Consider the following 21,098-nt stretch of genomic DNA (forward strand, 5'->3'; position numbering starts at 1 on the left):
GCGAAGATAAGAAAAAGATCTTTTGGAGTTATATGAGAAAAAGGGCATCTTTGAGAAGAAACAAACAGCAAGCCAATGTTATGTTGCCATAACAGCATACTTGTATTCGATCATAAATTTATATTCTTCAAAATAAATGGAAACAACTAATTTGCCCCAATTGTCTGCCATGGAACAACGTGTACTAGGCTCACTAATCGAAAAATCAAAAGTAACTCCAGAATATTACCCAATGACAATCAACAGCTTACAAGCTGCTTGTAACCAAAAGACTTCCCGCAAACCGGTTGTACAATATACAGAAGAAGATATTATTGCGACATTGGATATATTAAAGAAAAAGGGCTTAATCTCGACAGTTGTTGGCGGTGGATCTCGTGTAACAAAGTACAAACACAATTTTGCCATACAATTTCCACTGGTTCCCTCTGAATTAACCATTGTCTGTTTATTGCTACTCAGAGGACCACTGACCGCCGGCGAAATTAATTCAAACTCCGGAAGACTTTATGAATTTGAATCGTTGGGTGAAATCAATGAACAATTGGAAAAATTGGGACAAGAAGGCTATCTTAAGTCCCTACCTAAACAAATGGGACATAAAGAAGTCCGCTACATCCATTTATTAGGAGAAATCAATCTGGAGGCCTATGAAAATAATGGTCCGGTGAGCAGCTCCTCGAACGACCAGATCTTGCTCGATCGAATTGCACAATTGGAACAGGAAGTTGCAACATTGAAACAGCAATTTCAGGATCTCTGGGATGAATTACATTAATTGCTCATGTCGCAAACAATAGATTCAAAAAACGAAATATCCAAAGCAACCTTGTGGTTGATGACCATCGCCACAGGCTTAGTTGTCGCCAATAATTATTACAATCAACCACTATTGGGCTTGATTGCCAAAGACCTACATATTGACGAGGCTATGGTCAGTAATTCGGCCATGTTAACGCAGATCGGATATGCCTTTGGCCTGTTACTGATCGTTCCCTTAGGGGATATGTTTAAGAGAAAGAAAATGATCTTGATCGATTTCTTTTTCATCATTTTTTCTTTGGTAGGTATGGCCATGTCCACTTCTATCCTATCTATCTTGCTATTCAGCTTTCTGATAGGTTTCACATCTGTTATTCCACAGGTTTTTGTACCCATGGCTGCCGAACTTGCGAGCAAAGAAAAGCAGGCTTCAGCGATTGGTATGGTAATGTCGGGTCTGCTGATCGGTATATTACTCTCTAGGGTTGTAAGCGGGTTTGTTGGCTCCTACTTTGGCTGGCGCGAAATGTATTGGATAGCGTCAGCAATTATGGTCATTACAGCCATCACCATCGCATTCAAGCTACCAGAGGTACTGCCTAATTTTAAAGGTTCTTATAAGGAATTGATGCGATCAGTCTGGAACTTTGCCAGAAAACAACCTGTATTACAGCTGGCTGCATTTCGTGGAGCCATGGGATTTGGGGCTTTTTCTGCATTTTTTACAACGCTTGTTTTCCATCTTGCAGCCCCACCTTTCTTTGATGGCCCCGCAACCGCAGGAGCCTTTGGCCTTGTAGGTGCCTGTGGGGCGCTTGCCGCTGCTTTTGTCAATAAACTAACCATTTATATAGGCAAAGCAAAAATCATCTTGTACGCGATCCTATTGATGTTAATCAGCTGGTTATTATTCGCCCTCTTCGGCAATTACTATTGGGGCCTGATCCTCGGTGTTATTCTTATCGATCTTGGCCTACAGTCGATGCATATCCTAAATCAAAGCGATTTCTATGCGCTAAACCTCGGTGCCAACAACCGACTAAATACCGTATATATGGTCAGCTATTTTATTGGTGGATCAACAGGCACTTTTTTTGCTGCACAAGCATGGCAACACTTCCAATGGCCCGGTGTTATTTTCGTAGGCACATGTTATACGCTGTTGGCATTGTTGGCTCATCTATTATTTGATTATAAATTAAGAAAAAACTGATATGAAATTCGGCCAAGTAGAACATCCCGAGGAAATCGATTTTACCCTTCCTCCTACTACACCAGAAACCTTAACCTTATTACAGCACTTCAAAATAGACAAACCTTTTGAGGTATCTGTAGGTTGTGCAAAATGGAATAAACAAGATTTAAAGGGCTTTTATCCCAGAGGCACAAAAGACGAACTTGCCTATTACTCCACACAGTTTAACAGCATTGAACTCAATGCTACATTCTACAATTCACCTGGCATAGACCAGGTAGAGACCTGGAAAAAGAAAACACCTGCGAACTTCAAGTTCTTCCCAAAAATACCACAATCCATCAGCCATTTCAGCAGACTATTAAATACGGGTGATAAAGTAAAATTATTTACGGACTCCATTGTTCATTTCGATGAAAAACTGGGTATGGCTTTTCTTCAGATGCACGACAATTATAATCCAAAGGACATGGCCCGTTTAAAACTATTTCTTCATGACTGGCCAAAAGAAGTCCCGCTAGCGTTGGAAGTCCGAAATAAAGATTGGTTTTCCAAACCCGAAGTAACAAAAGAACTCTATGCACTGTTGGAGGAAACCAATGTGACCAATGTACTGGTCGATACTGCAGGCCGTAGAGACATGCTCCATATGCGCCTGACCACGCCGATTGCTTTCGTACGGTATGTAGGTGCAAATCATGCAACAGACTATGATCGACTGGATCAATGGATCGATGTTCTGAAACTATGGCGGGAAAATGGATTGCAAAAATTGTATTTCTTTATCCACCAGAATATTGAGGTGGAATCACCGTTACTGGCGACACATTTTATCAAAAAACTGAATACAACATTCGACTTGGATCTAACCTATCCCAACAAAAACACAGGAAATACCTTATTCTAAGACAGGTTATCAGATCCGGTCCCCGATGCACCAATAGAAAAAAAATTGCCCACAAAAAAAGCCGAAGTAGAGAATACTTCGGCTTTTTATATTAAAAATCAAGCTTTAGCTTATTTTTTAGCGTATTTAAAGTTTTTACCGATGAAACGGGCATTACCACCCAATTCTTCTTCGATACGCAACAATTGATTGTATTTAGCCATACGGTCAGAACGTGAAGCAGAACCAGTTTTGATCTGTCCACAGTTCAATGCTACAGCTAAGTCAGCGATAGTCGCATCTTCAGTCTCGCCAGAACGGTGTGACATCACCGAAGTATAACCAGAATTTTGAGCTAAAGTAACCGCATTGATCGTTTCAGTCAATGAACCGATTTGATTTACTTTCACTAAAATTGAATTCGCTGTATGGGTATCAATTCCTTGTTGAAGACGTTTTGTATTTGTAACAAAAAGATCATCACCTACTAATTGAACATGGTCACCGATTTTATCAGTCAATGTTTTCCATCCAGCCCAATCATCTTCAGCCATACCATCTTCGATAGAAATAATAGGGTATTTAGCTGTTAATTCAGCCAAATAGCTTGCTTGTTCTTCACTAGAACGTACAGCACCTTTATCACCTTCAAACTTCGTATAATCGTATTTACCGTCTTTGTAGAACTCAGAAGAAGCACAATCCAACGCTAAACAAACATCTTGACCTGGTTTGTAACCAGCGATTTCAATCGCTTTCAAAACTGTTTCGATAGCATCCTCAGTACCTTCAAAAGTTGGCGCAAAACCACCTTCATCACCTACTGCAGTTGAAAGACCTCTGTCATGTAAGATTTTTTTCAAGGTATGGAAAACCTCAGTACCCCAACGCAAAGCCTCAGAGAATGAAGGCGCACCCACAGGCATGATCATAAATTCCTGAAATGCGATAGGTGCATCAGAGTGTGAACCACCATTGATGATATTCATCATAGGGATAGGCAACGTGTTCGCATTTACACCACCGATATAACGGTATAATGGTTGACGTGACTCTTGAGCAGCAGCTTTCGCTACAGCTAAAGAAACTCCTAAAATAGCATTTGCACCCAAGTTTCCTTTATTTTCGCTACCGTCTAAATCAATCATGATTTTATCGATGGCATTTTGCTCGAAAACATCTACACCTTCTAGTGCTTTTGCAATTTTAGTATTTACATTCTCAACCGCTTTCAAAACACCTTTTCCTAGATATTTTGACTTGTCACCATCACGCAATTCTACTGCTTCGTGAATACCAGTTGAAGCACCTGAAGGAACAGCTGCACGACCAACAAAACCATTTTGTGTAGTAACATCTACCTCAATTGTAGGGTTACCGCGCGAATCCAAAATTTGACGCGCATGAACATCGATAATTAAACTCATCTCTTTATTAGACTATAATTTATTTTCATTACTTAGTGTAGATAAGACACACTCTTGTCTACAGACATTTTTCACAATCAAATATAATAAAAAATGTATTTATTCCCCTATTTATTATGAATAAAATATGCCCCATCGGCATAACTGTTCAAATAAATACAATAAAAAACCCTTCAAGATCTGAAGGGTTTTTTATATAATATTGTACAACTTAGTTTTTGATCATCGCTACAAAATCATCAAACAAGTAGCGCGAGTCATGTGGACCCGGTGATGATTCTGGGTGATATTGCACCGAAAATGCTTTCTGTCCTTTGATACGGATACCTTCGATAGACTGATCGTTCAAATTAACGTGTGTAATTTCGACGTTCTCAGAATTTTGGACATCTTCAGCCACAACCCCAAAACCGTGGTTCTGCGAAGTTATTTCACAACGATTAGCGATAATATTCTTCACCGGGTGATTGATACCACGGTGTCCGTTATGCAATTTGCTTGTGCGGATACCATTTGCCAATGCTAAGATCTGGTGACCTAAACAAATACCAAACATCGGTTTATTTGCATTCAAAATAGCTTTTACCGTATCGATTGCATAATCCATTGGTGCTGGATCGCCAGGGCCATTGGAAATGAAATAACCGTCCGGATTCCATTTCTCCATTTCCTCAAATGTTGTTTTCGCTGGAAAAACCTTCGTATATACATCACGAGCCTCAAAATTGCGCAAGATATTTTTCTTGATTCCCAAGTCCAAAACTGCCACACGTAACGAAGCATTTTCATTACCGAAGAAATAAGGCTCGGCTGTTGTTACTTTTGAAGACAGCTCAAGTCCATCCATTGAAGGAACTTCAGCCAATTGACGTTTTAATTCTTCAACATCCAATGTTTCTGAAGAAATAATCGCATTCATCGCACCTTTATCACGGATATGTCGCACCAATGAACGGGTATCCACATCAGAAATACCAACTAAATTACCCTCTTCAAAGTAGCTTTGGATAGATTCATCAGCCATTTTACGGCTATAGTTGATGTTGTAGTTCTTACAAACTAGTCCCGCAATCTGAATTTGATTTGATTCGGTATCATCCTCATCAATACCATAGTTACCAATATGAGCATTGGTGGTTACCATGATTTGTCCAAAATAAGATGGATCTGTGAAAATCTCTTGATAACCAGTTGTTCCTGTATTGAAACAGATTTCCCCAGTAGTCGTACCAATTTTACCAGCGGCTTTACCGTGATAAACTGTACCATCTTCTAAAACTAAAATTGCAGGCAATTTGCTGTAGTTGGTCATTATCGATGTAATATTATAAAATGTGTATCCTTACTTTTATGAATTTTAAAGCGTTCTTGATTGGATATAAAAAAAGCCCTCAAATGGGCTAAATATCAATTAACAATGCATCATCACGATTGACAAACCGTTTCCTAAGGCACCTACCAATAAAGACTCTACTCTAATTTTCACGGGAGACAAAGTTACGACATATCACTTAAAAGTGAAAACATTTTTTGTTTTTTTATTCTTCAACTAATTCTCTCCTCCAAAACGTTGCAAAGTCTCTCAAAATCAGACCTGTCAATAGCGGAACAAGCATATAAATCAACGGATTCTCTAGCCACGCTTCTCGAAACTCCAAGCGCAACAAGGCAATCAGCGCGGTAGTAAGACCACATCCCGGACAATCATAGCCACTCGCAGCCTTCCAAAGGCAAGGAACAAGAATATGGATATCCGTGAAAAGATATAAGCTTATAGCAATCCCGAAATACCCCAATACCAACGAATAGATCCAATGATATTTAAGGTATTTCAGCAGCATATAAATCATTAATTATTGTTTATAGGACTCTTAATGTAATTGCCATCTGCATCCTTATATTTACCGACAAGAATCATAATCAAATCGATTAAATACCAGATACCACATCCGCCCAAGGTAAGCAGCTGAATAACGGCGGTACCAATTTGCCCCAAATAGAACCGATGTGCTCCAAAAGGGCCTAGAAAAAAGCAAAATAACAATGCCGGCAACCATCTGTCATCCTGAAACGTGTTATTTTGTTGCTGAAAGGGTTGATTGGCATAAAATATAGGCTGTCTTACGCCACAATAGGGACAAACCTCGGCCTTGATATTGATCAACTTGCCGCATTCTACGCAATACTTTTCGTCTTCTGTTTTCATTTAGATTTAATTTGGTAATGGGGCTAAAAACCAGCCTTCCATCCGGAATAAAATAATAGCATGAAATTAACAAAAAAACTTATAAAATGTTCTTTTTTTAGCAACATATAGCATTTAATATAAACAGAAAAGGCGCTTCACGGTATGGAGCGCCTTTTCTGTTTATATATTCAACCTTTAGGAGTTGATTGCTTTCCAGATCATATCTTTCAATGGTAATATATTTTTACCTGTCACCGAAGAAATGAAAATATAGGGTACATCTTCCGGTAGCTCCTGCTCCATTTCCTTCTCCAGCTCCTCATCGAGCATATCAGACTTGGTAATAGCCAGCAATTTGGGTTTATCTGCCAATTCCGGATTATATGCAGTCAGTTCATTCAATAAGATTGCGTACTCCTCACGGATCGTCCGATCGGTATCGGCCGGCACCATAAACAGCAAAACAGAATTTCGCTCGATATGCCGCAAGAAACGATACCCTAATCCCTTTCCTTCTGAAGCCCCTTCGATAATACCCGGAATATCGGCCATAACAAAGGAACGGTTATCCCGGTAGCTCACCATACCCAAATTAGGCACCAGTGTTGTAAAGGGGTAATTCGCGATTTCTGGTTTCGCAGCAGAGACGACTGACAACAACGTTGATTTACCAGCATTTGGGAATCCAACCAACCCAACATCAGCAAGAACCTTCAATTCGAGAATCATCCACTGTTCTTTACCAGGAAGACCAGGTTGAGAAAACCGTGGTGTCTGCTGCGTAGGCGACTTAAAATGCCAGTTGCCCAGCCCGCCTTTTCCTCCCGGAACCAATATTCTGGTTTCACCGTCTTCTGTGATATCGAACAACACCTCTCCCGTCTCTGCATCCTTCGCAATCGTACCCAATGGCACTTCCAAGATCTCATCACGTCCAGTTGCCCCCGTACGCAAAGAACTGCCGCCAGACTCACCGTTTGACGCAATAATATGCTTACGATATTTTAAATGGAGTAACGTCCAGAGATTAGTCGTTCCTTTCAGTATAATATGCCCTCCACGACCGCCGTCACCACCATCGGGTCCACCGGTAGCTGTGTGCTTGTCACGGTGCAAATGAGCCGAACCTGCCCCACCATGTCCAGAACGACAACACACTTTCACATAATCAACAAAATTCGAACCTTGCGCCATTACAATTTATTACAGTCTAAAAAGTACTTATTTTAATTAATAATTATCGATGATATCTGTTAAACTTTTAAAGATAGAATCGATATCACCGATACCATTCACTTTAGAAAGTTTACCTTGTGCCTCATAATACGGCAACACATGAATCGTCTTCGTGAAATATTCATCAATACGCTTCACCAATTTATCAGCATCATCATCCGCACGACCAGAAATTTCCTTACGTTTAGCGATGCGTGCTTTCAATTCATCCTCATTCACATCCAGTGCGATTACTACCGAGATTGAGGTATTGATACCTTCTAAAAAAGCATCCAATGACTCAGCTTGAGCAACAGTACGAGGAAATCCATCAAAAATAAATCCTTTTGCATCCGGATTTTTCTTTACTTCCTCTTCCAGCATTGCTATCGTAATCGAATCTGGCACTAAATTTCCCTCAGCAATAATCTGGCTCACTTGTTGACCAAGTGGCGTTTGACCTTTAATATGTGCTCTAAAAATATCACCAGTGGAAACATGAACCAATTGATATTTTTCAATAAGCTTTGCAGATTGGGTTCCCTTACCTGCACCCGGAGGGCCAAATATTACAAGGTTTAGCATAGTTTTATTTAAGAAATTAAAACGAGTTAAAAAATAAAAGCCTAATCACAGATGATGACTAGGCTTTTCAGTTGTGCGCTCCAAGGGAGTCGAACCCCTAACCTTCTGATCCGTAGTCAGATGCTCTATCCAATTGAGCTAGGAGCGCAATAAACCATTACGTTTAGAACTCTGTCCCATGTGTTTTGGTGACGCAAATATAGTCAGAATTCGTTTTTTTACAAATTTTTTTTCAAAAAGAAGTTCCCTCCTTCCATCGACTGCCCTGCAATAATGCTTCTAAAAACAAAAAGCCAATCAAACTGACTGGCTTTTATTTGTGCACTCCAAGGGAGTCGAACCCCTAACCTTCTGATCCGTAGTCAGACGCTCTATCCAATTGAGCTAGGAATGCCTCTTTAAACAATACAAAAACTGTATTTGTGCGCACCAAGGGAGTCGAACCCCTAACCTTCTGATTCGTAGTCAGATGCTCTATCCAATTGAGCTAGGAGCGCTAGGCAACCAAAACAAATCCGTTATCCTTTTCCGTTTTGGTGATGCAAATATCGTTATATTTATCGATTTAACAAACATTTTTTCTCTTTTTTAAACTTTATACAACAACATTTCTTTTATCTCGTTGATAATATTATATTTAAAATATCAACTTTTTTTTTCAGACACGGACAAATGTTAGCATTCATGAGCAAAAGAGAATTAAAACTCAGTAAAATCCGCATCGGAGATATCAGTATCTCTTACTATATTCGCCCAAGCAAATTATACCCCTCTCCGAAAACAGTCATTTTCATCCATGGTTTCCCCTTTAACAAAAACACCTGGAAACAACAACTCCTACAACTCGACGAAGATTATACAGGCATCGCCATTGATGTTCGAGGACATGGCCTAAGTACCAATGGGCATGGTTTTTTCTCCGTCGATGTTTTTGCCAAAGATCTTGTGGAGTTTATTCGTAAACTCGACCTCAATCATGTCATCCTTTGTGGAATCTCTATGGGTGGCTACATCGCCCTCAGGACCTATGAACTGATCGGACAACAGCTCAAAGGACTTATCCTCTGTGACACGAATTCCCTTTCCGACGACAATAAAGGCAAACAAAAGCGTTTTGATTCCATTCAGGCTTTATTAAAATATGGCAGAAGACCATTTGCCATTGGCTTTATCGCAAACGTGTTTCACGATAAAACAATCCGTGAAAACCCCGAAGCTGTTGAACTCATCAAAAGCTGTATTCGCAGAAATGAAGTCGCCAGCATTTGCGCGACACAACTCGCTCTTGCTTCACGAACAGATACAACCCATTCGTTGAAGACAATTATTATTCCAACACTGATCATAAAAGGTAAACACGACAAGTTGATGAGCGAAGAGCAAACAAATATCCTTATCGAAAATATACCCGACGTCCGCTATATGGAGTTTGAAGAATCCGGGCACCTGCCAAATCTCGAGGAACCCGAAAAATTCAATGCGGTGCTCAATGATTTCCTGCGAAATATACCATTATAACCATCACCTTGGTCGTCAAGTGCGGCATCGAATATAAAACCATAAAAAAAGCCACAACAGTGGCTTTTATTTCTTTTTTTCATTAAGATTTCGTTCTACGGATACTAGAACGAAAAATCATCTTTTGACCGAACATCCGCTTCCTCAGCGTATGCATCATCAAAGTTAGGCTCATAACGTTTCTCGATTACTTCCTGATTAGACTTGATGTAATTAACCACATCCGTCAAACCATCAGCGAATTTCTCAAAATCTTCTTTATATAAGAAAATCTTATGCTTAATAAACTGGCCATCCTCAAAGCGCTTCTTGCTTTCTGTGATAGTAATGTAGTAATCGTTCGATCGAGTTGCTTTTACATCAAAAAAATAAGTACGCTTACCTGCTCTCACCTTTTTTGAAAAAACTTCTTCACGTTCTTTGTTTTCAAAATCTCCCATTGGTTGTTATTTAAGTTTAAAGTAATCTTAATCTTTGATAAATATATAATAATTCATTTTAATACACCAAATAATATTAAAAAAAAAGACAATTACGCATAAAAATGGCAGTTCACTTCTATTTATAGCTGGGATAAAAAATAAACAACAAGATTTTTTACCGACGAAATCATTACATTTACCGAAAATATAAGTTGTATTACCTAAAGCAAATATGTAGAATATATTTGTGCCTCTATCTTTGAGTCATAAATAGTAAAAACATTATGGAAAAAGAACCCATCATACCAAACAGCAATAATAGCCGCAATATTGTAGGAGCGATTGTGATCATCGTAGGTATATTCTTATTATTGAATAACCTAAATTTAGGAAGCTGGTTTCCGGATTGGTTATTTGGCTGGCAAACGATATTAATCATCATTGGATTGGTCATCGGTATAAATTCCCAATTTCAGAAAAAATCGGCAATTATCCTACTGATCATAGGCGGAGCAAGCCTTATTTCAAGAATGATGCGCACAGACTTTGGTTCCGTAACCGTCCCAATCATCATCATTTCTCTCGGGATTTACTTTATCATGAGCAAAAGGAAACCTCCGATGGCTCCTCCAACCTTCCCTAATCCGCCGCAAGGCTCTTACGACTGGGATAAGCGAGTCAATGTACCTTCGGAGGGCGCTACAGATAGCAGTCTTGCTGACCAGGAATCAAGACCATTTAACGAACAATACGGTTCAAGCCAACAAGCCTCGCCTAATCAGCAGGCTTTTGGCGACAAAGATAAAGATTCCTTTCACCAGTCATTTGAGGACAACCTCAATCTGAACACCATCTTTGCAGGCCAAAAGAAAGTAATCTATTCCAAACATTTTAGAGGGGGCAATTTGACCAATGTATTTGGAAGTGTAGAGCTGGATTTAACAAAAGCAGATATTCAGCAGCCTATTGTGATCGATACATTCCAATTGTTTGGCAGCGCACGTATTATTATACCTCCGCATTGGACGGTATTTAGCAACGTCGCCTCAATCTTGGGTTCTGTCGATGACCGCCGGTTCCAAACGATTTATAACCCCGATACAGATAAAAAAATCTATATAACAGGCACCTGTATTTTAGGTAATTTAACCATAAAAAATGCTTAATAGATGAAAAGTAAGCTGTTCCTCAGTGTTAAAAGTCGATTAATTGGCATTATCTGCATATCCGTATTTATTGGATATCTTGCATTACAATACCTATTGATGCTTCGTTCTGGTTTTGACCAACAACTCGCATTCAAAGATTCATTCATAAACAGTATTGTTATGATGTTTTGCTGTTATGGCATGTCATCAGCACTCAATTTCTATACCCCACAACCCCGGGAGATTTGGAAAGTACTCATCATCGGTTTAATCATGGGCGCAATAAGCATCGCATTAAGCCGATTCTTGATGAGTTACTTTATCCAATCGACCTTTACCCCTTTGCTGGATTTAACATTACCCTATCGGGGTATCGTTAACTTCCTCATTTTGACTTCTGTTGCCATTATCAATATCGTTTGGAATATTCAGGAAGACAACATCAACAATATCAAGCGGAAGCAGGAATCCGAAAATTTACTTCGGGAAGCCGAACTGTATAATTTAAGACAACAGTTACAGCCTCATTTCCTATTCAATAGCCTCAACTCCATTATAGCACTTATTGGTGCCAATCCGGATGAAGCCCGAAACATGACATTCCAACTATCGGACTTTTTAAGAGGAACATTAAGAAAAGAAAACAATCAAATTATCACGCTTGAAGAAGAGCTCGATCACCTTCAACTTTATCTCGATATTGAAAAAGTACGCTTCGGTCATCGACTAAATACATCCATCTCTTCCTCAGAAGAAATTTTCAACAATAGATTACCAGCCATGATTATTCAGCCACTGGTAGAAAATGCGATTAAACACGGCTTATACAATGTAACGGATCAAGTAGAAATTAAAATAAAATGCCATTCGAATGATGGTCAGCTGCTGATTCAGATTACCAACCCCTTCGACAGCGAAGAACAGTCAAAACCGAAAAAAGGCACCGGATTTGGGCTATCGAGCATTCAGCGCAGATTATATCTCCTGTATGGAAGAAATGATCTACTGGAAACTCAAATTCAGGACAACATATTTATTAGCACCCTAAAAATACCTCAATATGATTAAAGTCGTTATTATCGATGATGAACCCCTTGCACGCTCCATTATTGCGGGTTACCTAAAAAATGAAGACGATATATCCATCATGGCAGAATGCGGTGATGGCTTTGAAGCTGTTAAGGCTATCCATGCGCACGAACCGGATTTAATTTTTTTGGACGTACAAATGCCCAAATTGACCGGATTTGAAATGCTTGAACTCGTTGACGATCCTCCTGCAGTCATCTTTACGACCGCTTTTGACGAATACGCCTTGAAAGCTTTCGAAAAGAACGCCCTGGATTATCTATTAAAACCGGTATCACCAACACGATTCAAAAAAGCTTTAGAAAAATTCAGAACAAGCTACTCCGCACCTGAGAAAAAAGTCCAACCCAACTACGAAGTACTTACGGCGCAAGACGAAACAAAAATCGACCGTATTGTTGTAAAAACAGGCACCCAGATCAAGATTATTCCGATTGATACAGTCAAATATCTGGAGTCTTATGATGATTATGTTAAAATTCATACCAAAGATGGCATGTACCTGAAAAATAAAACAATGGCATTTTTTGAAAAATCTTTGGATCCAAATCAATTTGTCCGCATACACCGTTCTTTTATCATTAAAGTGGATCAGTTGGCCAAATTGGAACCTTATGAAAAGGATTCTTATATTGCTGCACTGACATCGGGCGAAAAGCTCAATATCAGTAAATCAGGCTATGCACGATTAAAACAATTGATTGGAATTTAAACATTCCGTAGATTTGTGCCCATCAATAGTTATGAAACATTTTATTACAATAGTATTGCTGGGCATCACATCTTACTCCTTTGCCCAAACGAATCCTGAGGAACAGGTCAACAGAGGAGTTTATAATAGGCTGGAATTTTTTATCAATTCCCAGATGACAGACTCTGCCTATAATTTGGCCAGTAATTCCTTCAAACAACAATTTAGCCTAGCCAAATTCACCCAAGTACTACAGGAGCTCTATCCCCTAGGAAGAGTAAAAAGCTCAACGATAAAAGAATTTGAAAAAGGGCTTGCAACCTATCAGATGGACTTCGACAGCAAATCGTATGAGGTTCTTTTTGCAACAGATACAAGTCTAAAATTCAATACATTAAAATTCACTCCTTTGGCAATAAAGCCTCAAGTGGAAAAAACTATTGTGGTACCTGCCACACAGAAATCAGTCGATAACGACGACCTTTTTGTCGATTCGGTTGCAAATGCCTATTTGAAACAACAAAATACGCAATCACTTGCCATTGGCATTCTAAAAAATGGACAAACCAAAACCTATTTCTACGGTGAGACGGCCAAAGGCAACCAAACTCCGCCTACAAAAACGTCTATTTATGAGATCGGTTCACTTAGCAAAGTTTTTACGGCTATACTTTTGTCAAATCTTGTCGAAGAAGGAACGATAACGTTAGATCAGCCTATAGAGCTATTTCTTCCTGATACACTCAAGAAAAATGAAGAGCTTTCGAAAATAACGTTTCAAATGCTGGCCAATCATACCTCTGGCTTACCTAGGCTTCCTGACAATCTTGACAAAGTCAAAGGATTTAACGAAAACGACCCCTACAAAACATACGACAAAAAAGCACTTTATAATTACCTCGCAAGCTTTAAAAATAAAAAAAATCCAGGTGAAGAATATGAGTACAGCAACCTTGGTTACGCCGTATTAGGAGACATTATATGCAGTATCTATAAAAAAAGTTATGATCAGCTTGTAAAAGATATCATCTGTAAACCACTTGAAATGAGTAATACCTTTCAAGTATTAGACCCTAAGAGAAAAGATACTTTTAAAGTATACAACAAAGAAGGCCAAGAAGTAATTCCTTGGGCGTTTGACGCTTTCGGTCCCGCTGGCGGATTAAAATCGACTCTGGAGGATCTGCTTAAATTTGCGAATGCACAATTCAAGATGCCACAGACTCCCTTGGAAAATGCGATGGCAAATACCCGGTTATTTACATTTTTTCTACCCCCAGACACAGATCTGGGACTCGCATGGCATATGAATTTGATTGACGACCTAACGGTTTATTGGCACAATGGCGGAACTGCTGGAAGCAGCTCCTATCTAGCCTTATCGCCCGACAAAAAAAGTGGCGTAGTCATCTTGTCCAATTCAGCCATCTCTACCGATGACACGGGTAAAGCTATCTTGGATTACCTACTCCGTAAAAAGTAAAGTTCAAAAAACAAGGAATAATGAGCCATATTGAAACAACAATATGGCTTTTTTTGTTGTAATAGCGATGAGTGATCATTAATTTTGAAGATACTATAAAACAAATGGATTCAGAGGAATCAACCGACAACAAGCTAAACAGCATCTATTTACATGAAGATATTTATCACTAAAAAAATTCCACAAAAAGGCATAGATCTATTAAAATCTGCAGGGCACGACATTTCTATACACGATTCAAGTACCCCCCTATCCGAAACGGAGCTTATCAAAGCTAGCCAACAGGCCGACTACGTCCTTAACGGTGGGATGCAAAAGTTTGATGCTAATTTTTTTCAAAACTGCCCTAACCTAAAAGCCCTATCTCTCATGAGCGTCGGCTATGACAATGTGGATATCTCAGCCGCTACACAGCATGGAATACCCGTAAGCAATACACCAGGCATTCTTTCGGGAGCAACAGCAGATGTTGCTTTCCTCTTGATGCTATCGGTATCGCGGAAAGCATTTTTCAACCACAAAAGAATTTTGCAGGGCGAATGGAAAGGTTTTGATCCCACTGCAAACCTAGGCGTCGAGCTCAATAACAAAACACTGGGCATCTATGGACTGGGACGAATTGGCTTTGAATTCGCCAGAAAAGCCAAAGCAGCGTATAACATGGAAATTATCTATTACAATCGGAGCCGTAATGAGGAAGCTGAACAAATTCTTGGCGCACGATATGTTAATTTCGACGATCTGCTCACGCGGAGCGATGTACTTTCAATCCATGCAGCTTTGACTGCGGAGACTAAAAACCGGTTTGACAAAAATACGTTTACGCGCATGAAAAACTCCGCTATATTAGTGAATACTGCTAGGGGCGGATTGGTCAATGAATTGGATCTAACAGAAGCCCTGCAGACTGGCCAATTATGGGGAGCCGGGCTTGATGTAACAGACCCGGAGCCGATGGATCCAAAAAACCCACTCTTAACGATGGAAAATGTTTGTATCCTGCCGCACATCGGCTCTGCCACCGTAGAAACAAGGGATAATATGGCACTTATGGCCGCCAGCAATGTACTGGCAGCAATCAAAGGCGAAAAAATGCCACAAATTATCAATAAAGAAGTATATCAATGAAACGAAGATTTTTTCAGCTTTTAAACAGCTTAAATAAAGCCATCTTACCAAAATACGGTAAGATGGATCCGTTAAAATTAAAAAAGTACCAGCAGGCTATCATTGCCTACAGGTACTTTGTCCTTATACATGCATTGGAAACGAACCAGGACTAAGCTTTTGCAGTTCCTTGGTCACTTGAATTTGAAACAATGCTAATCTGCGTCGGATTGGAAGATAAACTAATATCGTTCCTTTCCAGCTCCAACATAATCTTTTCCTGCATCGAGTTTCGAGCAGCGACATAATGCTCTCTTTTCGTCCAGGCACGAACGGTCAATACCATGGCACTATCTCCCAATTCTTTGATGAAAACAGTTGGCTCCGGAGTTGTCAACACATTCTCATTCGAACGGAGAACCCTTAATATGATATCTTTCGCTTCTTTCACGTTTTTATCATACGAGATACTGATGGTATATTCAAACATCCGTTGCACAATTTTCGTATAATTTTTGATAACCGAATTAGCCAAGGGGCCATTAGGACTAAAAACACGTACCCCATCATCCCCTATTAAAGTAGAATACAAGATATCAATCCTTTCTACCGTACCTGCGGTACCATTTGCGCTCGAAATTGAATCTCCCACTTCAAAAGGCCTAAACATCAATATGAGCACTCCGCCAGCAAAATTGCTCAAGCTGCCCTGAAGTGCCATACCAACAGCCAATCCAAAAGCAGACAATGCAGCGATAAACGAGGTTGTCTGAATCCCAATCTGGCTGGCTACAGTAAGAAGCAACATCACCCACATGACAATCTTGACGATGCTAGAGATAAAAGCCCGGATCGAAGGATCCACATTTTTCCTTTCAAAACGTTTATGTAATAATCGGTCCACAAAACCAATCACATATTTACCAAGAATCAATAGGATAATCCCCCCTATAATCCCCGGAATAGACTCAATCACAATGTCTGTCAAACGCCCAAATCTCGTTTCTAGGCTATTCAAATTACTTTCCATTTATAAATATATTTTAAAATTTTAGACACAAGGATTGTTCCAACATCGCCCACGCACTATCAAAAGATCAAAATCATTGAAAAATACCACAAAAGAACAAATAAACACCACTATTAAAAGAATATTTAGTGTAATTTTGCTGTATGAATAGAAAAAACACCATTCCTATCATTGATAGTTGTAGTATTGATCTCAACAATAATACGACGATTCATATTGATGATCTAAAAGAATATATCATCAAGCATCAGGATATGGTGTTTCCTCACAAACATAATTTTTTTCATTTTGTACTATTCACTAAAGGCTCAGGGGAACACATTATCGATTTCAATCATTACAACATTGAACCTTATCAAATCTATTTTATGGTACCGGGCCAGGTTCATACCTGGAACTTTACAGGTGACGAAGATGGTTATGTTGTCAATTTTTCCATTGATTACTTTCAGTCTTTTCTCTTACGGACCGATTACCTGGAGCGCTTTAGCTTTTTACAGGGTAAAATTGAACATCTGATATTTGTTTTAGCTGAACAATATCGACCCCAGGCGACGGCTATTCTCGATCAAATCTTATCTGCAAAAGCGGAACGATTACCAGAAGACTATATCCGTACACTTTTATTGCAGTTTATATTATATATATCGATTGCTACAGAAAAGGATCATCAAGAACACAGTACGCCATATAATCACAAAATATTCAATAGTTTTCAGCAATTGGTTGAACAGCAATTCAAGTCTACCAAATTGCCCAGTGTGTACGCAGATCAGTTATTTATTACGCCCAATCATCTGAATGCAATCTGCAAATCCTATATTGGACAATCTGCGGGAGAAATCATCCGGAACCGCATTGTCCTTGAAGCGAAGCGGCTGCTGGTCAATAGAAATTTAAATATTACCGAAATTGCAGATGAGCTGCAATTTAAGGACAACTCATACTTTACTAAATTTTTCAAAAAATCCGCTGGGCTCACACCAGAAGAGTTCAGAAAACAACTATAACTATGGAAGAGGTTAAATACGAATTATCTGAATTTAAAGCCGCATGGCAAGCAAAATGTCCAAGATGCAGAATCGGCCATGTGTACCAAGGGCCTGCATACGGTCTGAAAGTACAAAAAATGAATAGCCATTGCGAATACTGTGGACTTCGTTACGAACGTGAGCCAGGTTATTTTTATGGTGCCATGTATGTTACCTATGCGTTCTCCATCGCCGAAATGGTTACTGCCTGTATGGCAACCTATATCCTAACAGGCAATGATTCTTCTTTTATACTTTATGCAACAGTTGCTATCATGAGCGTTGTTTTAATGTCGCCATTCAACTACCGCTATTCCCGTATCATACTGATGTATTGGTTAACTCCGGGCTTAAGATATGATCCGAATGTCAAAAAAAAGGAAGTTGATGTGAAGGCTTCAGCATAACCTTCATTATCCTTATCTTTATCCTGATGAAGGATATCATTTATTTGGACAACAACGCAACAACTCGAATTTTGGATGAAGTATGGGATACCATGACTCCCTACTTCATCCAAAACTATGCGAACGCATCGAGTGTCTATCACCAAATGGGGCGTGAAGCCAACGCTGCCATCCAACTTGCCAGAGGACAAATAGCTGAAGTGCTGAATTGCTCACCGAAAGAACTATTTTTCAATTCAGGTGCAACAGAAAGTATTAATACCGTAATCTGTGGCATATTTGACAAATATCAATCCAAGGGGAATCATATTATCACCGTTTCAACAGAACACAAGGCTGTCTTAAGTTGCTGTGAACAATTGACGAAAAAAGGAGCACAGATCACCTATCTCCCCGTCGATGCACAAGGAATGATCAATATAGACGACTTGAAAAATGCGATGAGTGCCCAGACCATACTCGTTTGCATTATGGCCGCTAATAACGAGACAGGGGTATGTACATCGCTAGCACAAATTGCTACTATTTGTACAGAGAAAGATATCTTGTTCTTCTGTGATGCAACGCAGGCTGTTGGAAAAATCGACATTGATCTACAAAAAATCCCTATCGACCTCTTATGTCTGAGTGCGCATAAACTTCATGGCCCAAAGGGAATCGGCGCCTTATACATTCGTCGAAAATCAAAGCCGATTCAGATTACCCCATTAATTGTGGGTGGTGGTCAGGAAGGCGGATTTAGAGGCGGCACTTACAACGTGCCAGCTATCGTCGGCTTTGGAAAAGCCATGTCTCTGATTAAGCCAACATCTTATAATACGGTCGAACGAAACCGCAATCTATTGGAAGAAATTTTAAGTGCCATTCCTGAAATCATCATTCATGGAAAAAATGTACCCCGCCTACCAAATACCAGTTACATTAGTTTTAAACATATACTGGCCAGCGAAATAATGACTACCTGCCCTGCATTGGCGCTTTCCTCGGGCTCGGCCTGTGTGACCGGATCCAGGGAACCTTCCCATGTTTTAATGGCTATGGGCATTTCCAAAGAAGACGCATTATCGGCCATTCGCTTTAGCTTAAGCATATTTACGACTCAAGAGGATATTATACGTTGTGCCCAATTGATCACAGAAGCCGTTCGTAAAATCCGCGATCAATCCCCCATCTGGCAGCTTTTCAAAGCTGGCCTGATCGATTAATTTATGACATTCTAAAAACTTTATAACAGACGAAATATAACAAGATTGTATGTATCTTTGTGTCATACAAAGGATATTACTATGATTACAGTTACTGACAAAGCCAAATCTCGTATCGAGGAAATCATGAAGGATGAGCAATATGACAGCAATTACTTTGTGCGTGTTGCTGTGGAAAGTGGCGGTTGTTCGGGCTTGAGTTATAAGCTGAACTTCGATAACGAAGAAAAAAAAGGTGATCAATTCTTCGAAGATAAAGGCGTGAAGGTCTGTTTGGATATAAAATCATTTTTATACCTAGCAGGCACAGAATTGGATTATTCCGATGGTTTGGACGGAAAGGGTTTTGAATTCCACAACCCGAATGCGAGCCGGACCTGTGCATGTGGCGAAAGCTTCTCCGTTTAATCAATCAATCGATCCACCATAAACAAAAGAGCCCTGAAATATTTCAGGGCTCTTTTGGTAAGTAATCAAACACTTTTGGTTGCACCAACAAATTATTAGTTTTATAATTAAATATTGACCTACCTTCATTTTGTTGGAATTTTTTTATTTTTTCAACTTTTTAATGGATAAATATTAAAAATCACAACCAAACAGATTAACCAATGATATTTTCATACTTTTGTATGAAATAACTGAATAAAAAAATAAAACCATGCATATCAATCCATGTATGGTATTTCATTTGACTCATATGGAGGGAAGAAAACTTTTAAGTACCGAAGTTGCTATCAGCTTCGTTAAAGATACATTTGTCCAACAACTAAAGAAAGCATTAAATTTAATTCCGATCTCATCACCATTGGTGGTTTTAGACGGCACAGGATTAAACGATGACTTAAATGGAATTGAGCGTCCCGTATCATTTCCGATTAAATCATTGAATGAAAAAAGGGCTGTCGTGGTACATTCATTGGCAAAATGGAAAAGAGTCCGTTTAAAAGAGCTTGAAATGTTACCTGGGGAAGGCATTGTGACAGACATGAAAGCACTGCGTCCTGATGAAGATTACACCCCTATTCACTCGATCTATGTAGACCAATGGGATTGGGAAAAAGTAATCGATAAAGATCAACGTAATTTGGCCTTACTGAAAGAAACCGTATTAAAAATTTACGATGCGTTACGATTTACAGAACAACAGGTTGAAAGCAAATATCCACAGATAAAAGCGATTCTTCCAGAAACCATTACATTCATTTCGGCTGAAGAACTACTGCAAAAATATCCTAATCTAAGTGCAAAGGAACGTGAAAATACAATCACAAAAGAATATGGAGCTGTGTTTTTATATGGTATCGGAGGGGCACTGAGCAATGGTGTTGCACACGATGGACGCGCAGCGGACTACGACGACTGGAGCACTGCCAATGAGGCTGGGCACAAAGGATTGAACGGCGATATTCTCGTATGGAACCCGATCTTAAATTCAGCATTTGAGCTTTCTTCCATGGGAATTCGCGTCGATAAAACCGCTTTGGCACATCAAATGGAAATCAGAAATTGCACTGAAAAATCCAAACTGACTTTCCATAGCATGCTTCTTAATGATCAATTACCGGAATCTATGGGCGGTGGGATCGGACAATCACGTGTCTGTATGTTTATGCTCAAGAAACAACATATTGGAGAAGTCCAAGTCAGTATCTGGGAAGAGGACAAAAAAGAAACGCTAAGACAAGAAGGTATTGATATCTTATAAA

The 21,098-nt window shown here is 39.4% G+C and carries 23 protein-coding genes and 3 tRNA genes; 15 read left to right on the forward strand and 11 right to left on the reverse strand.

Annotation, left to right across the window (positions count from 1 at the left end):
• The first annotated feature begins 136 nt into the window (after positions 1 to 136).
• The 3 genes from M2419_RS02335 to M2419_RS02345 are packed head-to-tail and all read left to right on the forward strand — an operon-like array spanning position 137 to position 2,864.
• Positions 137 to 778, forward strand: a complete 642-nt coding sequence (locus tag M2419_RS02335) for a YceH family protein (protein ID WP_153845856.1) — start codon at positions 137 to 139, stop codon at positions 776 to 778.
• 6 nt (positions 779 to 784) lie between these two features.
• Positions 785 to 1,975 (forward strand): MFS transporter, encoded by a 1,191-nt coding sequence (locus tag M2419_RS02340; RefSeq protein ID WP_159727632.1) that lies wholly within the window; start codon positions 785 to 787, stop codon positions 1,973 to 1,975.
• Position 1,976: 1 nt separating this feature from the next.
• Positions 1,977 to 2,864 carry a DUF72 domain-containing protein gene (locus M2419_RS02345; protein WP_153845854.1) on the forward strand — a complete coding sequence of 296 codons (888 nt, stop codon included), beginning with the start codon at positions 1,977 to 1,979 and terminating at the stop codon, positions 2,862 to 2,864.
• Between the two features lie 110 nt (positions 2,865 to 2,974).
• Here M2419_RS02345 and eno read toward each other — a convergent pair whose 3' ends face one another.
• From eno to M2419_RS02390, 9 genes are all read right to left on the reverse strand, one after another.
• Positions 2,975 to 4,270 carry a phosphopyruvate hydratase gene (gene eno / locus M2419_RS02350; protein WP_046675452.1) on the reverse strand — a complete coding sequence of 432 codons (1,296 nt, stop codon included), beginning with the start codon at positions 4,268 to 4,270 and terminating at the stop codon, positions 2,975 to 2,977.
• 211 nt (positions 4,271 to 4,481) lie between these two features.
• Complete coding sequence (gene carA, locus M2419_RS02355; RefSeq protein WP_259254151.1) at positions 4,482 to 5,582, reverse strand: glutamine-hydrolyzing carbamoyl-phosphate synthase small subunit; 1,101 nt, start codon at positions 5,580 to 5,582, stop codon at positions 4,482 to 4,484.
• Positions 5,583 to 5,808: 226 nt separating this feature from the next.
• Positions 5,809 to 6,120 carry a DUF2752 domain-containing protein gene (locus tag M2419_RS02360; RefSeq protein WP_153845853.1) on the reverse strand — a complete coding sequence of 104 codons (312 nt, stop codon included), beginning with the start codon at positions 6,118 to 6,120 and terminating at the stop codon, positions 5,809 to 5,811.
• Positions 6,120 to 6,476: an NINE protein gene (locus M2419_RS02365; RefSeq protein WP_088162229.1), complete on the reverse strand. Its 357-nt coding sequence runs from the start codon at positions 6,474 to 6,476 to the stop codon at positions 6,120 to 6,122. The genes M2419_RS02360 and M2419_RS02365 overlap by 1 nt, the downstream gene beginning before the upstream one ends.
• A gap of 177 nt (positions 6,477 to 6,653) precedes the next feature.
• The gene (obgE, locus tag M2419_RS02370; protein WP_046675449.1) at positions 6,654 to 7,652 is read right to left on the reverse strand and encodes a GTPase ObgE; all 999 of its coding nucleotides are present in this window, start codon (positions 7,650 to 7,652) and stop codon (positions 6,654 to 6,656) included.
• 36 nt (positions 7,653 to 7,688) lie between these two features.
• On the reverse strand, positions 7,689 to 8,258 hold the full coding sequence (locus M2419_RS02375) for an adenylate kinase (RefSeq protein ID WP_153845852.1): 570 nt from the start codon (positions 8,256 to 8,258) through the stop codon (positions 7,689 to 7,691).
• A gap of 74 nt (positions 8,259 to 8,332) precedes the next feature.
• Positions 8,333 to 8,406 (reverse strand) — tRNA-Arg (locus tag M2419_RS02380).
• Between the two features lie 172 nt (positions 8,407 to 8,578).
• Positions 8,579 to 8,652 (reverse strand) — tRNA-Arg (locus M2419_RS02385).
• Between the two features lie 29 nt (positions 8,653 to 8,681).
• Positions 8,682 to 8,755: transfer RNA gene (locus M2419_RS02390), tRNA-Arg, on the reverse strand.
• Positions 8,756 to 8,942: 187 nt separating this feature from the next.
• On the opposite strand from M2419_RS02390, the gene M2419_RS02395 reads away from it, so the two are divergent.
• Positions 8,943 to 9,776, forward strand: a complete 834-nt coding sequence (locus M2419_RS02395) for an alpha/beta fold hydrolase (RefSeq protein WP_088163631.1) — start codon at positions 8,943 to 8,945, stop codon at positions 9,774 to 9,776.
• A 104-nt stretch (positions 9,777 to 9,880) separates the two neighbouring features.
• Here M2419_RS02395 and M2419_RS02400 read toward each other — a convergent pair whose 3' ends face one another.
• The gene (locus M2419_RS02400; protein ID WP_075993406.1) at positions 9,881 to 10,216 is read right to left on the reverse strand and encodes a DUF3276 family protein; all 336 of its coding nucleotides are present in this window, start codon (positions 10,214 to 10,216) and stop codon (positions 9,881 to 9,883) included.
• Positions 10,217 to 10,482: 266 nt separating this feature from the next.
• Between M2419_RS02400 and M2419_RS02405 the strand changes: the two genes are divergently transcribed.
• The 6 genes from M2419_RS02405 (at position 10,483) to M2419_RS02430 (ending at position 15,892) form a co-directional block, all read left to right on the forward strand.
• On the forward strand, positions 10,483 to 11,364 hold the full coding sequence (locus tag M2419_RS02405; RefSeq protein WP_227550168.1) for a LiaF transmembrane domain-containing protein: 882 nt from the start codon (positions 10,483 to 10,485) through the stop codon (positions 11,362 to 11,364).
• A 3-nt stretch (positions 11,365 to 11,367) separates the two neighbouring features.
• Positions 11,368 to 12,414 (forward strand): sensor histidine kinase, encoded by a 1,047-nt coding sequence (locus M2419_RS02410; protein ID WP_153845851.1) that lies wholly within the window; start codon positions 11,368 to 11,370, stop codon positions 12,412 to 12,414.
• Entirely contained in the window at positions 12,407 to 13,147 is a 741-nt protein-coding gene (locus M2419_RS02415; protein WP_153845850.1) for a LytTR family DNA-binding domain-containing protein, read from the forward strand. The genes M2419_RS02410 and M2419_RS02415 overlap by 8 nt, the downstream gene beginning before the upstream one ends.
• Positions 13,148 to 13,178: 31 nt before the next feature.
• Positions 13,179 to 14,609 carry a serine hydrolase gene (locus M2419_RS02420; protein ID WP_259254154.1) on the forward strand — a complete coding sequence of 477 codons (1,431 nt, stop codon included), beginning with the start codon at positions 13,179 to 13,181 and terminating at the stop codon, positions 14,607 to 14,609.
• Between the two features lie 153 nt (positions 14,610 to 14,762).
• Positions 14,763 to 15,737: a D-glycerate dehydrogenase gene (locus M2419_RS02425; protein WP_153845848.1), complete on the forward strand. Its 975-nt coding sequence runs from the start codon at positions 14,763 to 14,765 to the stop codon at positions 15,735 to 15,737.
• Positions 15,734 to 15,892, forward strand: coding sequence for a hypothetical protein (locus tag M2419_RS02430; protein WP_182331205.1), 159 nt, complete (start codon positions 15,734 to 15,736; stop codon positions 15,890 to 15,892). Before M2419_RS02425 ends, M2419_RS02430 begins: the two co-directional genes overlap by 4 nt.
• Here M2419_RS02430 and M2419_RS02435 read toward each other — a convergent pair.
• Positions 15,889 to 16,746: a mechanosensitive ion channel family protein gene (locus tag M2419_RS02435; protein ID WP_153845847.1), complete on the reverse strand. Its 858-nt coding sequence runs from the start codon at positions 16,744 to 16,746 to the stop codon at positions 15,889 to 15,891. The two genes, M2419_RS02430 and M2419_RS02435, sit on opposite strands and share 4 nt — an antisense overlap.
• Before the next feature lie 143 nt (positions 16,747 to 16,889).
• Here M2419_RS02435 and M2419_RS02440 point away from each other — a divergent pair, with 143 nt between their 5' ends.
• The 5 genes from M2419_RS02440 to asnA all read left to right on the forward strand — a co-directional run bounded on the left by M2419_RS02440 (position 16,890) and on the right by asnA (position 21,097).
• A complete protein-coding gene (locus tag M2419_RS02440) occupies positions 16,890 to 17,756 on the forward strand; it encodes an AraC family transcriptional regulator (protein ID WP_153845846.1) in 867 nt (288 codons plus the stop codon).
• Between the two features lie 2 nt (positions 17,757 to 17,758).
• Positions 17,759 to 18,184, forward strand: coding sequence for a DUF983 domain-containing protein (locus tag M2419_RS02445; RefSeq protein ID WP_046675442.1), 426 nt, complete (start codon positions 17,759 to 17,761; stop codon positions 18,182 to 18,184).
• A 26-nt stretch (positions 18,185 to 18,210) separates the two neighbouring features.
• The gene (locus M2419_RS02450; protein ID WP_228280187.1) at positions 18,211 to 19,389 is read left to right on the forward strand and encodes a cysteine desulfurase family protein; all 1,179 of its coding nucleotides are present in this window, start codon (positions 18,211 to 18,213) and stop codon (positions 19,387 to 19,389) included.
• An 81-nt stretch (positions 19,390 to 19,470) separates the two neighbouring features.
• Positions 19,471 to 19,797 (forward strand): iron-sulfur cluster assembly accessory protein, encoded by a 327-nt coding sequence (locus tag M2419_RS02455; RefSeq protein ID WP_153845844.1) that lies wholly within the window; start codon positions 19,471 to 19,473, stop codon positions 19,795 to 19,797.
• Positions 19,798 to 20,050: 253 nt separating this feature from the next.
• Positions 20,051 to 21,097 carry an aspartate--ammonia ligase gene (gene asnA / locus M2419_RS02460; RefSeq protein WP_227550166.1) on the forward strand — a complete coding sequence of 349 codons (1,047 nt, stop codon included), beginning with the start codon at positions 20,051 to 20,053 and terminating at the stop codon, positions 21,095 to 21,097.
• The last annotated feature ends 1 nt before the right edge of the window (position 21,098 follow it).

It is taken from the genome of Sphingobacterium sp. BIGb0116, assembly GCF_024808035.1.
Lineage (GTDB): Bacteria > Bacteroidota > Bacteroidia > Sphingobacteriales > Sphingobacteriaceae > Sphingobacterium > Sphingobacterium paramultivorum.